General features: G+C 65.1%; 26 protein-coding genes. 22 read left to right on the top strand and 4 right to left on the bottom strand.

Annotated features, from left to right (window positions below; genetic code table 11):
* Positions 1 to 28: 28 nt before the first annotated feature.
* From G570_RS13565 to G570_RS13040, 9 genes are all read left to right on the top strand, one after another.
* A complete protein-coding gene (locus G570_RS13565) occupies positions 29 to 202 on the top strand; it encodes a hypothetical protein (protein ID WP_156930298.1) in 174 nt (57 codons plus the stop codon).
* A 3-nt stretch (positions 203 to 205) separates the two neighbouring features.
* The gene (locus G570_RS02935; RefSeq protein WP_037498975.1) at positions 206 to 625 is read left to right on the top strand and encodes a hypothetical protein; all 420 of its coding nucleotides are present in this window, start codon (positions 206 to 208) and stop codon (positions 623 to 625) included.
* Complete coding sequence (locus tag G570_RS02930; RefSeq protein ID WP_037498973.1) at positions 622 to 822, top strand: helix-turn-helix transcriptional regulator; 201 nt, start codon at positions 622 to 624, stop codon at positions 820 to 822. Before G570_RS02935 ends, G570_RS02930 begins: the two co-directional genes overlap by 4 nt.
* 2 nt (positions 823 to 824) lie before the next feature.
* Complete coding sequence (locus tag G570_RS02925) at positions 825 to 1,736, top strand: alpha/beta fold hydrolase (protein WP_051503978.1); 912 nt, start codon at positions 825 to 827, stop codon at positions 1,734 to 1,736.
* Positions 1,737 to 1,847: 111 nt separating this feature from the next.
* Positions 1,848 to 2,618 carry an alpha/beta fold hydrolase gene (locus G570_RS02920; protein WP_037498971.1) on the top strand — a complete coding sequence of 257 codons (771 nt, stop codon included), beginning with the start codon at positions 1,848 to 1,850 and terminating at the stop codon, positions 2,616 to 2,618.
* Positions 2,615 to 3,352, top strand: coding sequence for a tetratricopeptide repeat protein (locus G570_RS02915; protein ID WP_156930297.1), 738 nt, complete (start codon positions 2,615 to 2,617; stop codon positions 3,350 to 3,352). Before G570_RS02920 ends, G570_RS02915 begins: the two co-directional genes overlap by 4 nt.
* Positions 3,353 to 3,412: 60 nt before the next feature.
* Positions 3,413 to 3,865 (top strand): VOC family protein, encoded by a 453-nt coding sequence (locus G570_RS02910; protein WP_037498969.1) that lies wholly within the window; start codon positions 3,413 to 3,415, stop codon positions 3,863 to 3,865.
* Positions 3,832 to 4,590 carry a hydroxyacylglutathione hydrolase gene (gene gloB / locus G570_RS02905; RefSeq protein ID WP_245600250.1) on the top strand — a complete coding sequence of 253 codons (759 nt, stop codon included), beginning with the start codon at positions 3,832 to 3,834 and terminating at the stop codon, positions 4,588 to 4,590. The genes G570_RS02910 and gloB overlap by 34 nt, the downstream gene beginning before the upstream one ends.
* Before the next feature lie 25 nt (positions 4,591 to 4,615).
* The gene (locus G570_RS13040; protein WP_156930296.1) at positions 4,616 to 5,023 is read left to right on the top strand and encodes a hypothetical protein; all 408 of its coding nucleotides are present in this window, start codon (positions 4,616 to 4,618) and stop codon (positions 5,021 to 5,023) included.
* 1 nt (position 5,024) lies between these two features.
* Here the strand turns inward: G570_RS13040 and G570_RS02895 are convergent, their stop codons facing one another.
* Positions 5,025 to 6,803, bottom strand: coding sequence for an AMP-dependent synthetase/ligase (locus G570_RS02895; RefSeq protein ID WP_245600249.1), 1,779 nt, complete (start codon positions 6,801 to 6,803; stop codon positions 5,025 to 5,027).
* A 101-nt stretch (positions 6,804 to 6,904) separates the two neighbouring features.
* On the opposite strand from G570_RS02895, the gene ggt reads away from it, so the two are divergent.
* Positions 6,905 to 8,605 carry a gamma-glutamyltransferase gene (gene ggt, locus G570_RS02890; RefSeq protein WP_037498966.1) on the top strand — a complete coding sequence of 567 codons (1,701 nt, stop codon included), beginning with the start codon at positions 6,905 to 6,907 and terminating at the stop codon, positions 8,603 to 8,605.
* Here the strand turns inward: ggt and G570_RS02885 are convergent.
* The gene (locus G570_RS02885; RefSeq protein WP_037498963.1) at positions 8,602 to 9,624 is read right to left on the bottom strand and encodes a quinone-dependent dihydroorotate dehydrogenase; all 1,023 of its coding nucleotides are present in this window, start codon (positions 9,622 to 9,624) and stop codon (positions 8,602 to 8,604) included. The two genes, ggt and G570_RS02885, sit on opposite strands and share 4 nt — an antisense overlap.
* 108 nt (positions 9,625 to 9,732) lie before the next feature.
* Here G570_RS02885 and G570_RS02880 point away from each other — a divergent pair, with 108 nt between their 5' ends.
* The 9 genes from G570_RS02880 to G570_RS02840 are packed head-to-tail and all read left to right on the top strand — an operon-like array spanning position 9,733 to position 15,700.
* The gene (locus tag G570_RS02880; RefSeq protein ID WP_037498960.1) at positions 9,733 to 10,137 is read left to right on the top strand and encodes an RrF2 family transcriptional regulator; all 405 of its coding nucleotides are present in this window, start codon (positions 9,733 to 9,735) and stop codon (positions 10,135 to 10,137) included.
* On the top strand, positions 10,134 to 11,603 hold the full coding sequence (sufB, locus tag G570_RS02875) for a Fe-S cluster assembly protein SufB (RefSeq protein ID WP_037498957.1): 1,470 nt from the start codon (positions 10,134 to 10,136) through the stop codon (positions 11,601 to 11,603). The genes G570_RS02880 and sufB overlap by 4 nt, the downstream gene beginning before the upstream one ends.
* Positions 11,600 to 11,983, top strand: a complete 384-nt coding sequence (locus G570_RS02870; RefSeq protein ID WP_037498953.1) for a hypothetical protein — start codon at positions 11,600 to 11,602, stop codon at positions 11,981 to 11,983. The genes sufB and G570_RS02870 overlap by 4 nt, the downstream gene beginning before the upstream one ends.
* A gap of 5 nt (positions 11,984 to 11,988) precedes the next feature.
* Complete coding sequence (locus G570_RS02865) at positions 11,989 to 12,225, top strand: hypothetical protein (RefSeq protein ID WP_156930295.1); 237 nt, start codon at positions 11,989 to 11,991, stop codon at positions 12,223 to 12,225.
* Positions 12,225 to 12,968, top strand: coding sequence for a Fe-S cluster assembly ATPase SufC (gene sufC, locus G570_RS02860; RefSeq protein ID WP_037503541.1), 744 nt, complete (start codon positions 12,225 to 12,227; stop codon positions 12,966 to 12,968). Before G570_RS02865 ends, sufC begins: the two co-directional genes overlap by 1 nt.
* The gene (locus G570_RS02855) at positions 12,965 to 13,702 is read left to right on the top strand and encodes a SufD family Fe-S cluster assembly protein (RefSeq protein ID WP_037498948.1); all 738 of its coding nucleotides are present in this window, start codon (positions 12,965 to 12,967) and stop codon (positions 13,700 to 13,702) included. Before sufC ends, G570_RS02855 begins: the two co-directional genes overlap by 4 nt.
* Complete coding sequence (locus G570_RS02850) at positions 13,699 to 14,889, top strand: cysteine desulfurase (protein WP_037498945.1); 1,191 nt, start codon at positions 13,699 to 13,701, stop codon at positions 14,887 to 14,889. The genes G570_RS02855 and G570_RS02850 overlap by 4 nt, the downstream gene beginning before the upstream one ends.
* Positions 14,886 to 15,341 carry an SUF system Fe-S cluster assembly protein gene (locus tag G570_RS02845; RefSeq protein WP_037498942.1) on the top strand — a complete coding sequence of 152 codons (456 nt, stop codon included), beginning with the start codon at positions 14,886 to 14,888 and terminating at the stop codon, positions 15,339 to 15,341. Before G570_RS02850 ends, G570_RS02845 begins: the two co-directional genes overlap by 4 nt.
* Positions 15,341 to 15,700, top strand: a complete 360-nt coding sequence (locus G570_RS02840; RefSeq protein WP_037498939.1) for a HesB/IscA family protein — start codon at positions 15,341 to 15,343, stop codon at positions 15,698 to 15,700. The genes G570_RS02845 and G570_RS02840 overlap by 1 nt, the downstream gene beginning before the upstream one ends.
* A 24-nt stretch (positions 15,701 to 15,724) precedes the next feature.
* On the opposite strand, the gene G570_RS02835 is transcribed toward G570_RS02840, so the two are convergent.
* Entirely contained in the window at positions 15,725 to 18,037 is a 2,313-nt protein-coding gene (locus tag G570_RS02835; protein WP_037498936.1) for a S8 family peptidase, read from the bottom strand.
* 109 nt (positions 18,038 to 18,146) lie between these two features.
* Between G570_RS02835 and G570_RS02830 the strand changes: the two genes are divergently transcribed.
* The 3 genes from G570_RS02830 (at position 18,147) to G570_RS02820 (ending at position 20,759) form a co-directional block, all read left to right on the top strand.
* On the top strand, positions 18,147 to 18,821 hold the full coding sequence (locus G570_RS02830) for a pyrimidine 5'-nucleotidase (protein ID WP_037498933.1): 675 nt from the start codon (positions 18,147 to 18,149) through the stop codon (positions 18,819 to 18,821).
* The gene (gene dapD / locus G570_RS02825) at positions 18,818 to 19,639 is read left to right on the top strand and encodes a 2,3,4,5-tetrahydropyridine-2,6-dicarboxylate N-succinyltransferase (protein ID WP_037498930.1); all 822 of its coding nucleotides are present in this window, start codon (positions 18,818 to 18,820) and stop codon (positions 19,637 to 19,639) included. The genes G570_RS02830 and dapD overlap by 4 nt, the downstream gene beginning before the upstream one ends.
* Positions 19,640 to 19,784: 145 nt before the next feature.
* Positions 19,785 to 20,759 carry a DMT family transporter gene (locus G570_RS02820; protein WP_218915868.1) on the top strand — a complete coding sequence of 325 codons (975 nt, stop codon included), beginning with the start codon at positions 19,785 to 19,787 and terminating at the stop codon, positions 20,757 to 20,759.
* Here the strand turns inward: G570_RS02820 and G570_RS02815 are convergent.
* The gene (locus G570_RS02815) at positions 20,746 to 21,306 is read right to left on the bottom strand and encodes a TlpA family protein disulfide reductase (protein ID WP_245600248.1); all 561 of its coding nucleotides are present in this window, start codon (positions 21,304 to 21,306) and stop codon (positions 20,746 to 20,748) included. The genes G570_RS02820 and G570_RS02815 overlap by 14 nt on opposite strands.
* Positions 21,307 to 21,322 lie beyond the last annotated feature (16 nt).

Here is a 21,322-nt window from a genome sequence, read left to right as displayed (position 1 = left end):
CCTTGTCATTGAGAAAAGGACGTTTGACATGGATGCACAACTAAAGTCGGGAATCTGCATCGCGGCTGCGATGATGGCACTCGCCGCGCTCACCATCTTCGACTTCGTCGATGCGAAAGTGCTACAAACCGCTTTGCTGGTCGTACCGGCGGCGACGTCCAGCTTCTACCTCGGTCGTTGCGGCCGTTCGGTGGATGCGTAGACCATGGCGATGATCAAGTCGGTCGCCCACCGCAATTATGTGCGGCGCATGGCGCTTTTCATGGGCAGCTACATCTTCATCCTGCTCGGCGTCGTGACACGCTTCAAGAACGGCGGTGTCGTCGGCGTCGAAGCCTATGTCCTTGGCGTATTGCCAGCACTGCCGATCATCGGCGTTTTCTGGGCCATCGGGCGTTTATTGATCGAGGAAAAAGACGAGTTCCTGCGCATGTTGATGGTCCGGCAAATGATCGTTGCGACCGGCTTTGCGCTGACAATTTGCGCCGTTCACGGGTTCCTGTCGTCGTTCGACGTGCTGCCGCGGACCGATCTCTATTGGGCCCCAGTTCTCTGGTTCGCAGGCCTGGGCGTCGGGGCCGCGGCCAATCGCGTGCAGTTCGGCACCGCGGGCAACTGCGCATGAAGAACCGCCTCAAGGTCCTGCGCGCGGAGCGCGACTGGAGCCAGCAGGACCTTGCCGACCGGCTCGAGGTGTCGCGTCAAAGCGTCAATGCGATCGAAACCGGCAAGTACGACCCGTCGCTGCCGCTGGCATTCCGCATCGCCGAACTGTTCGACACCAGCATCGAAAACGTCTTCGTCTCCCCGTCGAAGGAATAGTCATGAAAATCTGGACCCTTGTCACGGCCGCCGCCGCATCGTCACTGCTCGCGCCCGCGGCTTGCTCGCCCGTCGCCGCCCAACCGCTGGCCGCCGCGCAGGCCGCGACGACCGAACACGACCACATCCGCACCCGACTTTATGGGACGAAGGGCCCGGTGATCGTGTTGATCCCCGGCATGTCGACGCCCGGCGCGGTCTGGGACGAAACAGTCGCCGCCTTGCGGACTGACCACCGCCTGTTGGTCGTCGAAGTCAAGGGCTTCGAAGGAGTCCCGACACCTGCCAACGAGGGGCCGGGCCTGATCGACGGCATAGTCGCCGACTTGGCCGCAGACCTGACGTCGCGCCGCATCGGCAAGGCGATCGTTGCCGGGCATAGCTTCGGCGGGTTGCTGGCGATGAAGTTCGCACTCGACCGACCCGATCAGGTCAAAGGCATCATGGTAGTGGACGCACTCCCGTTCTTCGGCACGGTATTGGACGACAAGGCGACGGTCGAAAGCGTGACGCCTCAAGCCAACATGATGAAGACGCAAATGCTGGCCAACCGCGAGGCGATGAAAGCCGCCGCCGTACGCGGCGTCAGCAAAGATCCTGGCGGCGGGATGGCTGCGACACCCGAAGCCCGCATGAAAATCGCCAACTGGGCGCTGAAGGCCGATCCGGCGGTGGTCGCGCAGGCGGTGTATGAAGACCTGATGACCGACCTGCGGGGGGACATCGCCGCCATCGAGGTGCCGATGGTAGTATTGTATCAGGCGCAAGACCCCGAAAAGGCCCAGCACCGCTACGTCACCGATTACGCGGCCCAGCCGGCTGCCCGTCTCGTCCCGGTAGCGAACACCGCCCATTTCATCATGATCGATCGGCCCGACCTGTTCCAAGCGGAACTAAACGCATTGGCTCGTTAAAGCGCAGTCCGGCCATGCCGGCCAAGGATTTCGCCGCGCTGAAAGCAGCGTGCGCCGACCCGAGCCGCAACTAGTCTTGCCCGCCCCTGCTTTGCACGGCAGGGGTAGGGCATGCCGATGTTCGACATAGCGCCGCCGCCACTATCCTACTTCGATCCCGGCGACGGACGGCGTATCGCCACCCGTCACCGCAAGGCCGGCGAAGGTAGGCCGACGGTCCTGTTCCTGCCGGGCTATGCCAGTGACATGGAAGGCGCCAAGGCGGAAAGCATCGACGCCTTTTGCGCGACGCGGGAGGTTGGATGCCTTCGCCTCGACTACAGCGGAACGGGATCGTCGGGGGGCAATTTCGCTGACGGAACGCTCGATCGCTGGCTGGGAGAGACGCTCGCTGCCATCGATCTCCTCACCGAGGGACCACTGATCGTCGCGGGTTCCTCGATGGGTGGATGGCTGGCGCTCCACGCCGCCCTACAGCGGCCGGATCGGGTCCGGGCGGTGATGGGCATCGCCGCCGCACCCGACTTCACCGACTGGGGCTTCACGGCCGAGGAAAAACAGCAACTGGCATCAGCAGGCCGGCTCGAACGACCCACGCCTTATGGTCCCGATGCAATGGTGACCCACCGCGCCTTCTGGGAATCGGGCGCGGCGTTGCGCCTGCTCTACAAAACGGTTGCGCTCGACCAGCCGGTGCGCCTGGTGCACGGCGAAAAGGACGAAGACGTCCCGATGGGGGTACCCATCAGGCTGATGGCCGACCTCGGTTCAGCCGATGTGCAGCTTCGACTGATCAAGAACGGGGGTCACCGCCTGAGCGAGCCGCATGAGATCCACGCGATCCTTGTGGAGCTTGCCGGCCTGCTGGAGCTAATTCGTTGATCCTCGTCGCCGCCTTATTTGCCGCCAGTCCGGCGCCTTTGCCCTACCCCAATGCCTCCGCCGTGGCCTGCGCCGTCAACGAAACCGTCGACAGCCTGAGCTGCCGAGCCGCCCAGGCCGCACGTGACAACCGGCCTGCCGAGAGCGCGTCGCTGCTGGAACAGGCAGCCGCGGGCCTTGCCGGTGTTCGGCGCGACCAGGCGCTCGCGGCCGCGGGCAATATGTGGATCGCCGCCGGCGACGGGAAAAAGGCTGCCGCTACGCTCGACAAGGCGCTGGCGGGCGGAACGCTCAGCGGCACCCAGCTCGGCCTTGCGCAGCTCGACCGGGCGCGGGCGGCCGAGGAAGCTGGCGACCTCAAGGCCGCTCGCGCGCTGGTCACCAAGGCCGCCGAAACCGTGTCGGCCGATCCGTTTCTGTGGTATTTTTCGGCCGCTCTGGCGATCCGCGAGGACAATATCCCGCTGGCCCGCGCGACGATCAACCGGGCACTGACCATGGCACCCGGATCGGCCCTCGTCCTCTTCGAAGCGGGCCATGTGTCCAAGGCCGCCGGCGACGACAAGGAGGCGCGCAATTATTGGGAAAAGGCGGTTGCGGCCGACCCGGCAGGCTCTACAGGTGCCGCGGCGCGCGATGCCCTGTCGATGCTCGACGTACCGCTGACGGTCACCAACGAAGTTGCCAAGCGGCCCGACGGGGACGGCGAAGGCCCGGCCGACCCGCAGCCCTGACATGCCTTGCATCGGCGATCCGACGGCCCATCTAGGCGCTTCAGCAACAAGGACCGACCGATGAAGTTTTTGCACAGCATGATCCGCGTGGCCGATCCCGATGCGGCGGTGGATTTCTTCACGCTGCTGGGCCTCAAGGAAATGCGGCGAATGGAAAATGAGGCCGGCCGCTTCACCCTTATTTTCCTGGCCGCACCGGAAGACGTGATCGACGGCAGCGACCGCGCCAGCGCGGAGGTCGAGCTGACGTACAATTGGCCGCCCAAGGACGGCAGTGCGCCGGAAACCTACAGCGGCGGACGCAATTTCGGCCACCTCGCCTTTCGGGTCGACGACATCTACCAGACATGCCAGCGGCTGCAGGACGCCGGCCACATCATTCACCGCCCGCCGCGGGACGGCCATATGGCCTTCGTGAAGTCGCCCGACGGCATTTCGGTGGAACTGCTGCAAAAGGGGCACAAGGACCCAGCCGAACCATGGGCGTCGATGCCCAACACCGGCAGCTGGTAATGCAAGGCCTGGAAATCGTCGCTGTTCCGGCCTTCAGCGACAATTATCTCTGGCTGCTGCACGACGCGGCGAGCGGTGAAACCGCCGTGGTCGATCCGGGCGATGCCGACGCGGTGCTTGCCGCCGCCGATGCGCGCGGGTGGACCATCGACAAGGTGCTCAACACCCATTGGCATCCCGATCACACCGGCGGCAACCAGGCGGTGAAGGATGCCGGCGCGACGGTCTATGGCCCGGCCGCAGAAATGGCCCGCATCCCGACGATCGACCGTCCCCTGAAAGAAGGCGACCGCATTTCCGTCGGCGCCCATGACGCAGAGGTATGGGAAGTGCCGGGCCATACGCTGGGCCACATCGCCTACATATTCCGCGAGGCAGGGGTCGCCTTCGTCGGCGACACGATGTTCGCGATGGGCTGCGGCCGCCTGTTCGAAGGAACGGCGGACCAGATGTACGCGTCCCTCCGCCGCCTCGCCGACCTGTCGGACGACATGCAAATTTATTGCGCGCACGAATATACGCTGTCGAATGCGCGCTTCTCGGCCCATGCCAGGCCGGACGATGCGGCCATCGCCGCGCGGCTGGCCGATGTCGAGGCGGCAAGATCGCAGAACTTGTCGACGGTGCCGACGACGGTCGCGCTGGAAAAGGCTACAAACCCCTTCGTCCGCGCCGCCGACGCGGGCGAGTTCGCGGAACTCAGACGGGCCAAGGATCATTTCTAGCAACAGTCCATAGGAGGGCGTCACCATGAGACCCATTCTCGCCGCATCCCTTCTCCCCCTGTTGGCGGCCGGTTGTGCCGTCAATCCGGAGGCGCAGCGCCAGGCCGAACTGCGTACCGAGCAGGAACTGGCGGTGACGCTGGCCGGCCGCACCGCCGGGACTCCGCTGCGCTGCATCCCCAACTATCGCGCGACCCAGATGGAAGTGGTCGACGACCGGACCTTCCTCTACCGCGACGGCAAGACCATCTACCTGCAGCGGCCGCGAGCGCCCTGCACCGGGCTGGCCAACCGATCGTTCACGCTGGTCACCAAACAATATGGCACCAACCAGCTGTGCAGCGGGGATATCAGCCAGCTCGTCGACCTGCGTACCGGAATGCAGGGCGGTGCCTGCGTGTTTGGCGACTTCGTTCCCTACACCAAGCCTTGACCTATTTGTGGTAGAGCGCGTTCAGGCGCTCGCCATAGGTCTTGCCGATGACGTGGCGGCGGATCTTCATCGACGGCGTGAGCATCTCGTTGTCGACGCTGAAGGCTTCGTCAGCGACGATGAAGCGCCGGACCTTTTCGATCACGCTGACGTCGGCGTTGACGCGGTCCACCGCCTTCGAAAGCGCCTTCTGCATCCCGTCGGGATCATCCTTGTACCGCCGCATCTCTTCCGGGTCGGGCACCAGTAGCGCGACGAGGTGCGGGCGCTGGTCGCCATAGACCATCGCCTGAAGTATCTCCGGCTGCAGGGTGAGCATGCCTTCGACCCGCTGCGGCGAAACATTGTCGCCCTTGTCGTTGACGATGAGGTCCTTCTTGCGATCGGTGATCTTGATCCGGCCCTTTTCGTCGATGTGGCCGACGTCGCCGGTTGCGAGCCAGCCGTCGATCAGCACCCGGGCGCTTTCTTCCGCATTCTTCCAATAGCCATGCATGACCAGTTCGCCGCGGACCATTATCTCTCCGTCCTCGGCGATGCGCACTTCGGTATTCTTGAGCGGCGGGCCCACGGTGTCCATGCGGATGCCCGCGCTCGGGCGATTGCAGCTGATCACCGGCCCCGCCTCGGTCTGGCCATAGCCCTGCAGCATCGGCAGGCCCATCGCTTGGAAGAACAGGCCCACATCGGGATTGAGCGGCGCGCCGCCCGACACCATCGCCTTCATTCGCCCACCAAACTTGGCCTTCACCTTCTTGCGCAGGGTGATCGACAACAGCCCGTCCATCGGCAGGTCGAGCGGATTGGACTTGCCGTGGTAGCGCTTGCCTTCGATCGAAAGCGCACGGCCCATCAGATAGGCGGGCAGGCCGCCGTCCTTCTCAACCTGCTTCATGATCTTGGCACGCAGCATCTCGAACAGCCGCGGCACCACGACCATGATCGTCGGCTTCACATCCTCGATATTCGCCGCCAGCTTTTCGAGGCTTTCGGCGTAATAAATCTCCGCGCCGAGCGCGACCGGGAAATGCTGTCCGCCGCTATGCTCGTAGGCGTGACTGGCCGGCAGGAATGAAAGGAAAACCTCGTCGTCCCAACCGAAGTCGTTGGCGATGACGTCGATGCAGCCTTCGACATTGTGCAGAATCATACCGTGGTGCTGCATGACCCCGCGCGGTGCCCCGCCGGTGCCGCTGGTATAAATCAGGCAGGCGAGGTCGGCGCGGCCGACCTTGGCCATCTCCGCTTCCAACCCGGCGATATCGGCGCCGTCACGCACGAGGTCGTTCCAGTGATGGAATTGCGCGACTTCAGCCGACTGGCCGGTGATGATGTCGTCGATCGAGATGATGTGATGGCAATCGCTGGCGAACAGCACGGCTGGCAACAACGGCTTGGCCAGCTTTTGCGTCGACACGATAACCGCCGACGCGCCGCTGTTGGCCAGGATGTGCTGGTGATCGCGGGTGGTGTTGGTGGTGTAGGTCGGCACCGTCACACAGCCCGCCGCCATGATCCCGAGGTCGGCGATCAGCCATTCAGGCCGGTTCTCGCTGACCAGCATGACCCGGTCGCCCGTCTTGAGGCCGAGTTCTTTCAGTCCGTCTGCCAGCGACGCCACCATTCGCGCGGCTTCGCCATAGCTGATCGATTGCCAGCGGCCTTCGCGTTTCTTCCACAGGAACGGCTTTTGCGGATGCTCCCTGGCCCGCGTCAGGAACATGGTGACGAGGTTGGGAAAATGTTCGAGTTCGGTCCGGCCCGATCGCGCCATGGTCATCCTCTATTCGCCGACGTCTCTTGGCGGACGCCATTCAAGCCGGCCTCTTTAGCCGATTGGCAGACTTTCGCCAGCCGCCAAAGCCCACTAGCGTGGCCGCCATGTTCGCACGCCTGATTGCCGCTATCGCCGCCGCCTCGCTCGTCGCCAGCTGCGCGACCGTCCCGTCATCGCCCCCGCCTGCTACGCAACAAGGATTCGTAATCGCAGCCAACCCGCTCGCCGCGCGCGCCGGGATGGAGGTGCTGGAACGTGGCGGCAGTGCGGTCGACGCCGCGGTCGCGGTCCAGGCCATGCTCAGCCTGGTCGAGCCGCAATCGAGCGGCCTCGGCGGCGGGGCGTTCATGACTTACTACGACGCGGCCGCGCGCAAGGTGACGATTTACGACGGACGAGAAACGGCACCCGCGCAAGCCAGCCCCTCGATGTTCCTCGACGCCGCTGGCAAGCCACTGCCGTTCGACACCGCGGTGCTAAGCGGCCGCGCGACCGGCGTGCCGGGTGCGGTGGCCATGCTGGCGATGGCGCAGCGCGACCATGGCAAGCTGGAGTGGCGCACTTTGTTCGGCAGCGCCGAGCGCACCGCCGCCGACGGCTTCGTCGTCAGCCCGCGTCTCGCCCGGTTGATTGCAGGCGATTACGCCGAGAATCGCGCGCCTGACGTCCTCGCCTATTTCGCAAGACCCGGCGGCGGCTTGCTGCGCGCCGGCGACACGCTGCGCAATCCTGCCTATGCCGATTTCCTGCGCCGTTTGGCGGAGCAGGGGCCGACCGCGCTCTACGGCGGCCAGACCGGTGCGCGGATCGTCGAGCGCGTTCGTCAGGGCGACTATCCCGGTTCGATGACGATGGCCGACCTCGCCGCCTATCGACCGGTGAAGCGGGAGCCGCTTTGCCGCGACTGGCGCACGTATCGCGCCTGTGTCCCGCCGCCGCCGTCGAGCGGGGTCGGCCTGCTGGAACTGCTCGGCCTGCTCGAACGTACCGACATCGCCCGGCGCGGTCCCGGCGATCCGCAGGCTTGGTTCCTGTTCGCAGAGGCGAGCCGCCTGATGTATGCCGACCGCGACCAATATGTCGGTGATGTGCCCGACGTGCCGGTCGCCGGACTTTTGGACCCCGCCTATCTCGACCAGCGGGCGACGTTGATCGGCACGATCGCCATGTCGCCGCCCAAGGCCGGCACGCCGGCCGGGGCGCCGCAACTGGCTGCCGATCTCACCCGCGAACCCGCCGGAACATCGCATTTCATCGTCCGCGACGCCGACGGCAATGTGGTGTCGATCACCACTACGGTCGAATCGATTTTCGGATCGGGGCGGATGGTCGACGGCTTCTTCCTCAACAACCAGATGACCGATTTTTCGTTCAGCCCGATCGGCGCCGACGGGCGGCCCGCGGCCAACGCGGTGGCGCCGGGCAAGCGGCCCCGCTCGTCGATGGTGCCGACGATCCTGCTGACCCCCGACGGCCAATTCGCCGGGGCCATCGGCAGCGCCGGGGGTAACGCGATCATCGCCTATGTCGCCAAGTCGCTGGTCGCGGCCGTCGACTGGAAGCTGCCGATGCAGGAGGCGCTGGCCCAACCCAACCTCGTCGCGCGCGGTGCGGCCTTCAACGGCGAAGTGACCAAGTTCAGCGCGGCGACCCTCGATGCGCTGCGCGCGCGCGGCATCGACCTGAAGCCAGGCGTCGGAGAGGACAGCGGCGTGCATGGCGTGCTGATCCGCGACGGCCGCGTCGATGGTGGCTTCGATCCTCGCCGCGAGGGAGTGGTGCTGCTGCTCGCGCCGAAACGCTAGGCGATCAGGTCGGCGAGCGACGACATGCCTTCGCGTTTCAGGCGCGCGGCGAGGCCCCCGGCGATCCGCTTGGCCAGCCCCGGCCCTTCGTAGACCAGCGCCGAATAGAGCTGGACGAGGCTCGCACCGGCACCCAGACGGTCCCATGCGTCGTCCGCATTCTCGATGCCGCCGGCCGCAATCAGCGGCAACTGCCCGCCCGTCTCCACGCGGAACGCCTTGAGCTGGTCGAGTGCCAACGCCTTAAGAGGTCTTCCGGACAAGCCGCCCTGCTCGCCCGCCTGCGGCGAGCGGAGCGCGGGGCGCGAGATGGTCGTGTTGCTGACGATCAGCGCATCGATCCCGCTGTCGACCGCCGCCTTGACGATCCTCGCATGGTCCCCAGCCTCCAAATCGGGAGCGACCTTCAAAAAGACAGGAATGCTGACCGTTCGCGCCTCTTTTACCGCTGCCAGCAATTCCACAAGTTCGCCGCCCGCCTGCAGGTTGCGCAGGCCCGGCGTGTTGGGCGAACTGATGTTGACGGTCAGGTAATCGGCAACCTGCGACATGGTGCGGACGCCCGCCGCATAGTCGGCAATGCGGTCCGCGCTGTCCTTGTCGGCGCCGATATTGACCCCGACGATCCCCCTCCGTTTGCGCTTGCCCAACCGCTCCAGCGCTGCCGCCTGCCCTTCGTTGTTGAAGCCCATGCGGTTAATCACCGCTCGGTCATCTTTCAGCCGGAAAAGGCGCGGCCGCGGGTTGCCGGCCTGCGGCTGCGGCGTCACCGTGCCCACTTCGACGAAACCGAAGCCAAGGCCCAGCATCGCGTCCGGGCATTCGGCATTCTTGTCGAACCCGGCCGCCAGACCGACCGGCGACGGAAAGCGAAGCCCCGCCACGTCGATGGCCAACGACCCAGGAAATTCGGGTAGCGGCATGGTCGGCGACAGGGCCAATGCGCCGACGGTCGCACGGTGCGCCGTTTCGGCGTCGAGCGCAAAAATCAGCGGACGTGCGAATTGATAAAGGCCCATGGTCGCGCGCTAAGCCAGCCGCGCGGTCGAACGCAACTCCTTCCTTGGGCTTGATTTCGTATCCCGACCTCGCCAGAGGCAATTCGGAACGATATAGTCTTAATTGAAATGCGACTCACCCACCTTGCCGATTATGCGGTCGTGATGATGACCGCAGCCGCGCGCCGCGGCCCCGACGCGCGCCTCAGCGCGACCGAGCTCAGCGACGACACCGGCGTGCCGCTGCCCACCGCGCAGAAGGTCATGCAGCGCCTGGCGCTCGCCGGCCTGCTGATCGGGCAGCGCGGCGCCGGCGGCGGCTATGCGCTGGCCAAGTCGGTGCCCGACATCACGCTCGCCGACATAATCGAAGCGGTCGAAGGCCCGTTCGAACTGACGCAGTGCGCCAGCAACGACGGTCCGTCGGACTGCGCGCTCGACGCCCATTGCCGGGTCAAGCCGCACATGAGCGTGGTCGGCGACGCGGTGCGCGGCGCGCTCGGCGCGGTCAGCCTCGAGGAGCTGGCGCGATGACCGAAGTGGTGAGCAACAAGCAGGCCCGCGAGGCGATCGCCAAGGATTATGAGTGGGGTTTCAGCTCGGACATCGAGCAGGAATTCGCGCCCAAGGGTCTCAATGAAGACATCGTCCGCTTCATCTCCGCCAAGAAGGGCGAGCCGGAATGGATGCTCGACTGGCGGCTGAAGGCTTATCGCGCCTGGCTGGAGATGGAGGAGGTCGACTGGGCCAAGCTCGACATTCCCGCCATCGACTACCAGGACGCCTATTATTACGCTGCGCCCAAGGCCAAGCCGAAGCTGGGCAGCCTGGACGAGGTCGATCCCGAAATCCTGCGCGTCTATGAAAAGCTCGGCATTCCGATCGAGGAGCAGAAGGTGCTCGCCGGCGTCGAAGGTGCGCGCAAGGTCGCGGTCGACGCGGTGTTCGACAGCGTCAGCGTCGCCACCACCTTCCGCGACGAACTGTCAAAAGCCGGCGTCATCTTCCTCAGCATCAGCGAGGCGGTGAAGGAATATCCCGATCTCGTCCGCAAATATCTCGGCAGCGTAGTGCCCCAGCGCGACAATTATTTCGCGTGCCTCAACAGCGCGGTCTTTTCCGACGGCACCTTCGTCTACATCCCCGAAGGCGTGCGCTGCCCAATGGAGCTCAGCACCTATTTCCGCATCAATGCGGAGAACACCGGGCAGTTCGAACGCACGTTGATCGTCGCCGACAAGGGCAGCTACGTGTCCTACCTCGAAGGCTGCACCGCGCCGATGCGCGACGAAAACCAGCTCCACGCCGCGGTGGTCGAAATCGTCGCGCTGGAGGATGCCGAGGTCAAATATTCCACCGTCCAGAACTGGTATCCGGGCGATGCCGAGGGCAAGGGCGGCATCTTCAATTTCGTGACCAAGCGCGCGCTATGCGCGGGCGACCGCAGCAAGGTCAGCTGGACGCAGGTCGAAACCGGCAGCGCCATCACCTGGAAATATCCCAGCTGCATCCTGAAGGGCGCGGACAGCGTCGGCGAATTCTACTCGGTCGCGCTGACCAACAACCGCCAACAGGCCGACACCGGCACCAAGATGGTCCACATCGGCCCGCGAAGCCGTTCGACCATCGTCAGCAAGGGTATTTCCGCGGGCCGCAGCGACAACACCTATCGCGGGCTGGTGAAGGTCATGCCGGGCGCTGAAAACGTCCGCAACTTCACCCAGTGCGACAGCCTGCTGCTTGGGCCTGAATGCGGCGCGCACACCGTGCCCTACATCGAAGTCCGCAACCCGACCGCGCAGGTCGAACATGAAGCGACGACGTCGAAGATCAGCGAGGACCAGCTGTTCTACGCCATGGCCCGCGGGCTGGACCAGGAAGCGGCGGTCGCCCTCATCGTCAACGGCTTCGCCCGCGAGGTGCTGAAGCAATTGCCGATGGAGTTTGCGGTCGAGGCGCAGAAGCTGCTTGGCATCAATCTTGAAGGAAGCGTCGGGTGATCGCGTTGTTCATTCTTTCCATGTTGGCCGCGCCGTCGATGGGGCCGACAGCCGACCCTGCTGAAGTCGTGGTCATGTCGCGCAAGCTCGAGACGTGGAAAGGAAACGCGCACGCGTCGGATAAGGGCGCGACCTGCAAGACCAGCAAATCAAGTGGTGACGCGGACATCGATGCCATCGGCTGCGCCAGCGTCGTGACCTGCATGAACCAGATGATGCCGCGGATCGCTGCCGCGCAGGAACGCGGCGTTGGAAAGGATCAGCGAAAGGCGCTGATGGCCGCTGTCGATAAGGACTTGCTGGTCTGTCTGACATCGGAGCGCGACCGGCAGATAGCCGCGCTGGCGGAACGTCGTTTCGAAGCGAGGTCCAGTCGATGAACCCGATGAGCGAGCTGATCGCGCTGGCCCGACGGTTCGAGCCTAGTGCGGCGTGTCACGATTTTTCCAGCGTCAAAGCCTGGTGGTTCGAGCAGCCCATGCCGGAAGCGGTTCGGTCGGCCGGATCGGCAGAATCATCGTTACGCTATTTCACGACCCAGCAAACGCCTCACAATCGACCGGACGAAGGCTTCGTTGACGATGCCGCCAAGGTCGCCATTTCCTATCCCAGGGCTTTATGATGCTTGAAATTTCCAACCTCCACGCGACCGTCGCGGACAAGCCGATCATTCGCGGACTGGACCTCGTTGTACCGACCGGCGAAGTCCATGCCATCATGGGCCCCAACGGCGCGGGCAAGTCGACGCTGGCCTATGTCCTCGGCGGTCGACCCGGCTACAAAGTGACCGACGGCAGCGTGTCGTTCGACGGCGCGGACCTGCTCGCCCTCGAGCCACACGAACGCGCGGCGGCGGGGCTATTCCTCGGCTTCCAATATCCGGTCGAAATCCCGGGCGTAAGTTATCTTCAGTTTCTGCGTGAAAGTTTGAACGCGCAGCGCCGTTCGCGTGGGCAGGAGGAACTGTCGGGCGGCGCCTTCATCAAGCTCGCCAAGGAAAAGGCCGCGCTGCTCGGCATGGATGCGGAGATGCTTAAGCGGCCGGTCAATGTCGGCTTTTCGGGCGGCGAAAAGAAGCGCGCGGAAATGGTGCAGATGGGCATCATGGACCCCAAGCTCGCCATCCTCGACGAAACCGACAGCGGCCTTGACATCGACGCGCTCAAAGCCGTTGGCAAAGGCATCAATTCGATCATGCGCGCGCCGGATAAATCGGTGCTCTTGATCACCCATTACCAGCGCCTGCTCGATTACGTGAAACCCGACCGCGTGCATGTGCTAAGCGCCGGCAAGATCGTTCGTTCGGGTGGCCCCGAACTGGCTCACGAACTCGAACGCGAAGGCTATGCGGAGGTCGCCGCGTGACGGCTCTGCCGACACGAAAGGACGAGGCGTTTCGCTACGCCGATATCGCCGCACTTGGCGAGGTTTGGGATGCGCTGTCGCCGCCACTGACCATCAAAATTGCTGCGCAGCAAACGCTGCAGCAAATTTGGCTGCCGAGCGGCGAAGCGATCGACATTCGCCGCGTTGAAATGACGGTGGCAGCGGGCGCGTCGGCGCATATTTTCGCGCTCAATAATGCAGCGCGTTACGGTCGCATTGAGCTGGATGTGACGCTGCACGACGGCGCCGATTTCCAGTTCGATGCGGCAATGATCGGCAGCGGCGATTCTACGCTCGAAATCGTCACGACGGTGCTCCATGTCGAACCCAATGCGACGTCGCGTCAGACGGTGCGCAGCGTGCTCGGCGATACTGCCACGGGCAGCTATCTCGGCAAGGTCGCGGTGGCGCGCGACGCGCAGCACACCGACAGCGAGCAGTCGGTGAAGTCAATGCTACTCGATCGCGGCGCGACCGCTAACGCCAAGCCCGAACTGGAAATCTACGCTGACGATGTGAAGTGCGCGCACGGCGCAACGGTCGGCGAGCTCGACGCCAACCAGCTGTTTTATGCGATGGCGCGCGGGATGGATCCGGCGACGGCCAAGGCGGTGTTGCTGGAGGGATTCGTCGGCGGCCTGTGGGACGTGCTGGGCGAGGATAGCGAGATCGCCGTCGCCGCCCGCAACACACTGCGCGAGGTGGTTAAGTGAACGTCGTCGCGCCACTCACGTCCGCGCTCAATGTTCGCGACCAGTTCCCGGCGATCACGGGCTGGCACTATCTCGACAGCGCCGCGACCGCGCAGAAACCGCAGGCGGTAATCGACGCCATCGCGACCGCTTACGGCCGCGATTATGCGACGGTGCATCGCGGCGTTTACGAGCGGTCGGCGGCGATGACGCAGAGCTTCGAAGCGGCGCGCGGCGCGGCGGCCGCGCTGATCGGCGGGCAGGCCGACGAGACCATCTTCACCCGCGGCGCGACCGAGGCGATCAACCTGGTTGCAACCTGCCATCCGCGCGGGGACCGCAATCGCGTGCTGCTCAGCCAGCTCGAGCATCACAGCAACATCGTGCCGTGGCAGCTGGCGGGTTACGAAATCGACGTCGTGCCGCTGACCCAAGACGGCCGCATCGACTTAGACGCCGCCGAGGCGATGGCCAACGAGACCCACGCCATCGTTGCCTTCGCCCATGTGTCGAACGTTCTAGGCTCGATCCTCGACGCCAAACGCGCTGCCGGCGTCGCACACAAGGTCGGCGCGAAGCTTCTGCTCGACGGCTGCCAAGCCGTGCCGCGCTTGTCGGTCGACGTCGCGGACATCGGCTGCGACTATTACGCCTTCTCCGGCCACAAGCTTTACGGCCCGACCGGCATCGGCGTGCTGTGGGGCCGTAAGGAACTGCTCGACGCCATGCCCCCGTACCAGGGCGGCGGTGCGATGATCGACCGGGTGACGTTCGAGCGCACCACCTTCCTACCCCCGCCCGCCCGCTTTGAAGCCGGCACGCCGCACATCGTCGGCGCGGTCGGCCTCCATGCGGCGATCGACTGGACGCAAGGCATCGGTCTGGACACGCTTCACGCGCACGAAAGCGCATTGGTCCGCGATTGCCGCGACGCGCTGCGCGGGATGAACGACATCACCCTGTTCGGGCCGGACGACAGCGCGGGCATCGTCAGTTTCGCGCTCGACGGGGTTCATCCGCACGACATCGGCACCATATTGGATGACGAAGGCGTGGCGGTGCGCGCCGGGCATCATTGTGCCCAGCCGCTGATGGACCATCTCGGCGTTCCCGCCACCGCCCGCGCAAGCTTCGCCGCCCATAGCGATGCCAGCGATATCGAGGCGCTGCTTCGCGGGCTGCATAAGGTGAAACGGATTTTCGGATGAACGAGGAAAAGAAGATCGAGGTCGAGGAAGTGAGTGCGGTGGAAACCCCGCCGCGCGCCCGCCTGACTCCGGAAGTCGAGCGCAAGCGCGACTATCTCGCCGGATTCCTGGCCGAGCAGAAGCCGGCGCTCGATACCAACGCGCCCGGCGGCCAGTTGCAGGAAGCGGTGATCGAGGCGCTCAAATCGATCTACGATCCCGAAATCCCGGTCGACATTTACGAACTCGGCCTGATCTACGACGTCGCGATCAGCGAGGATGGCGACGCGGTCGTCACCATGACGCTGACCACGCCGCATTGTCCGGTTGCCGAATCCATGCCGGGTGAGGTCGAGCTTCGCGTCCTTTCGGTTCCCGGCATTCGCGACGCCGAAGTGAAGCTGGTCTGGGATCCGCCTTGGGACCCGTCGAAGATGAGCGACGAAGCCCGCCTCGAACTGGGGATGCTCTGATGGCGGACGCAAAGACCCGCCGCCCTCGTCCCGCCGCGATCATCCTGACCCCTGCGGCGGAAGATCGAATCGCCAGGCTGATGGCCAACGCCCCCGACGGCGCCATCGGCGTCAAGCTGTCGACCCCGCGCCGCGGCTGTTCGGGCCTCGCCTATTCGGTCGATTACGTCACGCAAGAGAATCGCGCGGACGAGAAGATCGAAACGCCGGGCGGGACCTTCTACGTCGACGCCGGATCGATCCTCTACCTCATCGGATCGACCATGGACTGGAAGGTCGACGATTTCGCCGAGGGGTTCGTCTTTGACAATCCCAACGCCAAGGGCAGCTGCGGCTGCGGCGAGAGCTTCACCGTTTAGGCAAAACCCCCGCCGCTTGTTCCGTCAGAACCCCAGGCTGTAGCGGATCGCGGCGCCGACGTCGGCGTCTGCCGCGGCGATGTGACCCGGCTGGCGCCGGACGAACAGATTGCCGCCCAGCCAGCTGCTGCCGAAGCTGGTCGAATAGCTCAGCTCTGCATCCAGTTCGCGACCCGAAGGAGTCAGGTTCATCCGTGCGACGCTCAGCGTCGGCGTTTCCGTCGCATAGTCGTAGCTGGTCGGGAGCAGCGCCGCGAACCCGCCATGTTCGATCCGCAGCGGCTGCGCGATGCGCAAGCCGAAGCGGTCGTTGGCATTGAGAACGCCGAGCTTCGACAGATCGAAGCCATAGGCCGCGGTGCGGAAGCTGCCTCCGGCGAAATCGGTCATGCCGTGCCGCGCAGTCAGCGATGCGCCCCAGCCATTGCCGAACGAACGCCGCAGTTCGGCATCGAGGAAGACGGTCGACGCGCCGCCACCGCCAAACACGTCGCCGACGCGTCCGCCGAGCAAGCTGCGCTTTTCATCGAGATGCGCGACACCCAGCGACAGCCAGTTCGACCCGAACGAGCGGTCGAGGCTGATGCTGTTGTAGCGGTAGCTGGCACCACCGTTGCCGAACACCTGGCGGTTGTCGAGCACGGTCCCGCTTTCGCTGGCGACCGTTGCGCCGGCAAAACCCAGGTCACGCCGCGCCGCGAAGCTGCCCGAACGGTCCGAGCGGAAACCGGGGTCCGCCGACACGTCGCGCGCGACGAGGAAGGCGCCCGGCTGTGCACCGTTGAGCTTGCGCTCGATCGACTTCGCACTTTCCGAGATGCCGAGCGCCAGCTTGGTCTTGGCATCGAGCCGCGCGATCGCGCTTCCCGCCACGAGCCGCGCCTTGCGCGCATCTTCCGGGCCGATCATCGACTGCGAGGCATCGAAACCAAGGCGGGTGCCCGGACGCTGCGACACGCTGAAGGCGACCGTCAGCGGACCGGAGGTGGAGGCATGGCTCTGCACCTGCGCGTTCAGCATGTTGGCGAGGAAGGTGCGCTGTTCCGCCGAATGCACCCCCCGCGCCAGATCCATCACGAAGGCGCGGCGATAATCGTCGAGCACGATCGCGCCCAGCGATCCCTTCTTGCCGCCATCGCCCGCGGGTTCGGGCAGCAAGGTCGTGGTCGACGCGCTGGTCACCGGCTGCGCCGACCCCGCAAGGCTGGTCGTTCCGACCGGCTGGAAGGCACGGGTGATGTTGAGGCGGCCGTGGCCATAAATCGAATCGACGCCCGCCGCGCCAAGGTCGTCGGCGGTCTTGAACAGAAGGTCGACGATCTGCGCGGCGCTGAGGTTCGGGAACGCCTGCGCAAGCAGCGCCACCGCCCCGGTGATGATCGGTGCCGAAAAGCTGGTGCCCGAATAGAGGTAGCCCGTGCCAGTGTGATCGATCGTCCGCACCCGGTAACCGAGTGCGGTCAGGTACCAGGCCGCCCCGCTGCCGGCTTTGTTGGAAAAGGTCGACAGCTGGTTAAGGTCGGTTCCGCCCGCGCCGTTATCGACACCCACCGACCCGGCGATGATTACTTGTCCCGGGAAATTTTGTGCCGGGACCAGTGCGAACGGATCGGCGTTACCGCCCTTGGTCGGGTCTTCGCCGTCGTTGCCGGCGCTGATCACCAGGATGATGCCGGCGTTGACCGCGCGCTGCATCGCCTGCAGCAGCGTCTGGCCCGGCGCCGATCCGCCCAGTGACATGTTGATCACTTTCGCACCGGCGATACGCGCGGCGTCGATGCCGCTGGCGATCGCCGAATCGTAGAACTGACAGCCGTCGGTGCCGGCGCAGCTGCCCGGCGAATCGGCGCGCAGCGACACGATCGTCGCGTCGAACGCCACGCCCATATTCTGCAGGTCGTTGCGGGCACCGGCCGCGGTCGCGGCGACGGCGGTGCCGTGCCCGTCTTCGTCGTCAAGCGGTCGCGAACCCGCGACGTCGCGGCTGGCCGGATCGATGCGCCCCGAAAACTCTGCCAGCGACGGATTGATCCCCGAATCGATCACCCCGACCTTGACCCCGGCCCCGGTCGAACCCTTCTGCCACGCCGTGATCGCCCCCGAAGAGGTCGCGCCGTTCGAGCGGTTATATTCGGCCGTGACGAAATTGGTCGACGACGGGGTCGGCGTCGGCGTGGGAGTAGGTGTTGGCGTCGGGGTTGGCGTCGGCGTCGGCGTCGGCGTCACCGAACTGGGCGGCGGGGGCGTCGAACCGACACCGCCTCCACCGCCGCCTCCGCAGGCGCTCAGCGCCAGCATCAACCCGCAAGCAGTCGTCGACAGCAGTTGTTTACTCATCGTTTATCCCCACCCAAGCCGCTGAAACCTAACGGCTTTCTCCGATTTCCTTATGAATAGCGAAAGCTTTCATTTTGCTGAAGAGGCAAGTCGGACTAGAGCCGCCTTGATGAAGCCTCCCTTCGACCAGATCAGCGACTGGATCTTTGATCTCGACAACACGCTGTATCCCGCGTCGACGCGATTGTTCGACCTCATCGACGCCCGCATGAGTTCTTATGTACAACGCCTGCTGGATGTCGACCCGATCGAGGCACGGCGACTGCAAAAGCAATATTTCCGTGACCATGGCACCACATTGGCCGGCCTGATGAAGCTGCACGAGGTCGACCCCCACGACTTCCTGGACGACGTCCACGACATCAACTTCGATCGCGTCTCGCCCGACCGCCGGCTCGCCGACGCCCTGACCAGGCTCCCCGGCCGCCGCTTCATTTTCACCAACGGCAACGATGCCTATGCCGAGCGGGTGCTGAAGGCGATCGGCATCGACGCTCATTTCCATGGGATGATCGACATCCACGCTACCGGCTACGTCCCCAAGCCCCACCCTGCCGGTTACGAACTGCTGGTCGGCCGATTCGGGATCGACCCGGCGCGGGCCGTGCTGGTCGAGGACATGGCCAAGAATCTGAAACCCGCCAAGGCAATGGGAATGACCACCGTCTGGGTCGACAATGGCAGCGACCATGGCGATCATGACGCCGATCCGGCCCTTATCGACTACACCATCACCGACGTCGCCGAATGGCTGCACGACATCACCGAAGGAATGAGCGAATGACCGACCTCAAATCGACCATCGAAGCCGCTTGGGACGCGCGCGACGGCATTTCCGCCGCGACGACGGGCGAAGTCCGCGACGCGGTCGAGGCCGCCATCCTGCAGCTCGACTCCGGCCAGGCCCGCGTCGCCGAGAAGGTCGACGGCAGCTGGCAGGTCAATCAGTGGCTTAAGAAGGCCGTCCTCCTGTCCTTCCGGCTCAATCCGATGACCGCCATTTCGGGCGGGCCGGGCGGCGCGTCCTGGTGGGACAAGGTCGACAGCAAGTTCCTCGGCTGGGGCGACGAGCAGTTCCAGTCCGCCGCCTTCCGCGCAGTACCCGGCTCGGTCGTCCGCCGCGGCGCCTATATCGCGCCCGGCGCGGTGCTAATGCCCAGCTTCGTCAACCTCGGCGCCTATGTCGGTGAAGGCACAATGGTCGACACTTGGGCGACGGTCGGCAGCTGTGCCCAGATCGGCCGCAACGTCCACATCTCCGGCGGCACCGGCATCGGCGGCGTGCTCGAGCCGCTGCAGGCAGGCCCCGTCATCATCGAGGACGATTGCTTCATCGGCGCGCGCAGCGAAGTGGCCGAAGGTGTGGTCGTCGAACAAGGTGCGGTCATTTCTATGGGCGTCTTCATCGGCGCGTCGACCAAGATCGTCGACCGCACGACCGGCGAGGTCATGTATGGCCGGGTGCCCGCCTATTCGGTGGTCGTTCCCGGCACGCTCCCAGCCAAGGACGGCGGACCGAGCCTGGCCTGCGCAGTCATCGTCAAGCGCGTCGACGAGCGCACCCGCAGCAAGACCTCGATCAACGAGCTGCTGCGCGACTGAGGCCCCCGGCCTCAACCGCTCCCAGCTGCTGCGCGACTGAGGTCCGCTGGGGCCGATAAGTCTACCTTATTGCCGATGCGGCACATTCAGTTGGCCGGGACGCCGGTCCTCCATTAGGCGCTGCGCTCCAATAGGAGACCTGCCCGTGGCGCCGCTCGACCGTTCGACCACCATCGACCTGCCCTCACCCAAGGCCGCGCCATCGCTCCGGATGGGTCGCGCCGAATGGGCGATGCTGGGCCTGCTCGCACTTATCTGGGGTTCCGCCTTCCTGTTCATCAAGGTCGCCGTCGCCGCCTTCGACCCGTTGACCTATGTGTGGATCCGCCTCGTTATCGCCGCGACCGCCCTTGCCGTCATCCTGCGCGTTTCGGGACACCGGTTGCGCCTGCCCGCTACGGTGTGGGCGTCGGTCGGCGTTCTAGCGCTGCTCAATAATGTCGTGCCGTTCCTGCTGTTCGGATGGGGCACGCAGCACATCGCCAGCGGCCTCGCCGCCATCCTGCAGGCGACGACGCCGATCTTCGGCGTCTTGGCCGCCCATGTCGCCACGACCGATGAGCGACTGACCCGCGCGCGCCTTATCGGCGTGACGGTCGGCTTCGGCGGCGTGGCGGCGATGATCGGCCCGCAGATTGCGGGCGACGGCGGCAATCACCTGCTGGCCCAGCTGGCCTGCCTGTTCGCATCCCTTCTTTATGCCCTCGCCGGCATCTTCGCCCGCCGGTTCAAGGCGCTTGGCGTCAATCCGATGCAGTTGGCGGCCGCCCAGTTCATCGCCGGCGCGATCATGCTTGCGCCGGTTGCCCTCCTGTTCGGCCAATCGCTGGCGACGCTGCCCTCTTCGTGGGAGGCGTGGGGATCGGTGGTGACGCTGTCGCTGCTGTGCTCGGCCCTGGCCTACATCATCTTCTTCCGGTTGATCGAACGGGCCGGCGCGACCAACAGCCTGCTTGTCACCTTGCTGGTGCCGCCCGTCGCCATCGTCGTCGGAAGTATCGTGCTCGGCGAGCATCTGGCGCTCAACCAATTGTCCGGCCTGCTGCTGATCGCCGGCGGTCTGGCGATCATCGACGGACGGGTCGTGGCAGCCGCGCGCGGCCGGTTCAGCCGGCGGTAGGGCCGGCCTCGGCGAGCAGCGCTTTCGCCTCGGCCCCGCTCCAGTCGAGATCGCCGACGTAGCGCCACACTTCCTTGCCGTCCGCGTCGTAGAGGACGGTCGTCGGCATGACCTGGATCGACAGCGCGTCGGTAAGTCCCATCTTCTCGTCATGGAAGGCGGCGAATCGCGCGATGCCCTTCTCCTTCAGGAAGGCGTCGACCGAGGATTGCGGGGCCATGTCCTGGCTGACAGCGATAACGCCCAGCGCACCGTCGACCGCATGGGCTTCTTCCAGCTTCTGCAGGGTCGGCAGTTCGTTGATGCACGGCGCGCACCAGCTTGCCCACAGGTTGACCAGCACCGGCGTGCCCTTGAACTTGGCCAGGCTGATGTCGCCGCCGTCCGGGTTTTTGAACATCGTCGCCGGTGCGGCCTCGCCCTTGTGCGAGCGGTCGAGCCCCTTCCCGCTTTCTTCCTGTGCAACCGGCGCTTGAGGCGCTTCCTGCTTTTCCCTATCGCAACCCGCAATCAGGCCAAGGGCAAGGAGACAGACGATCAGCCGCACGGGCACCTCCAATAGC

The organism is Sphingomonas jaspsi DSM 18422 (genome assembly GCF_000585415.1).
Taxonomy (GTDB): domain Bacteria; phylum Pseudomonadota; class Alphaproteobacteria; order Sphingomonadales; family Sphingomonadaceae; genus Sphingomicrobium; species Sphingomicrobium jaspsi.
This window is presented reverse-complemented; position numbering and strand designations above follow the sequence as displayed.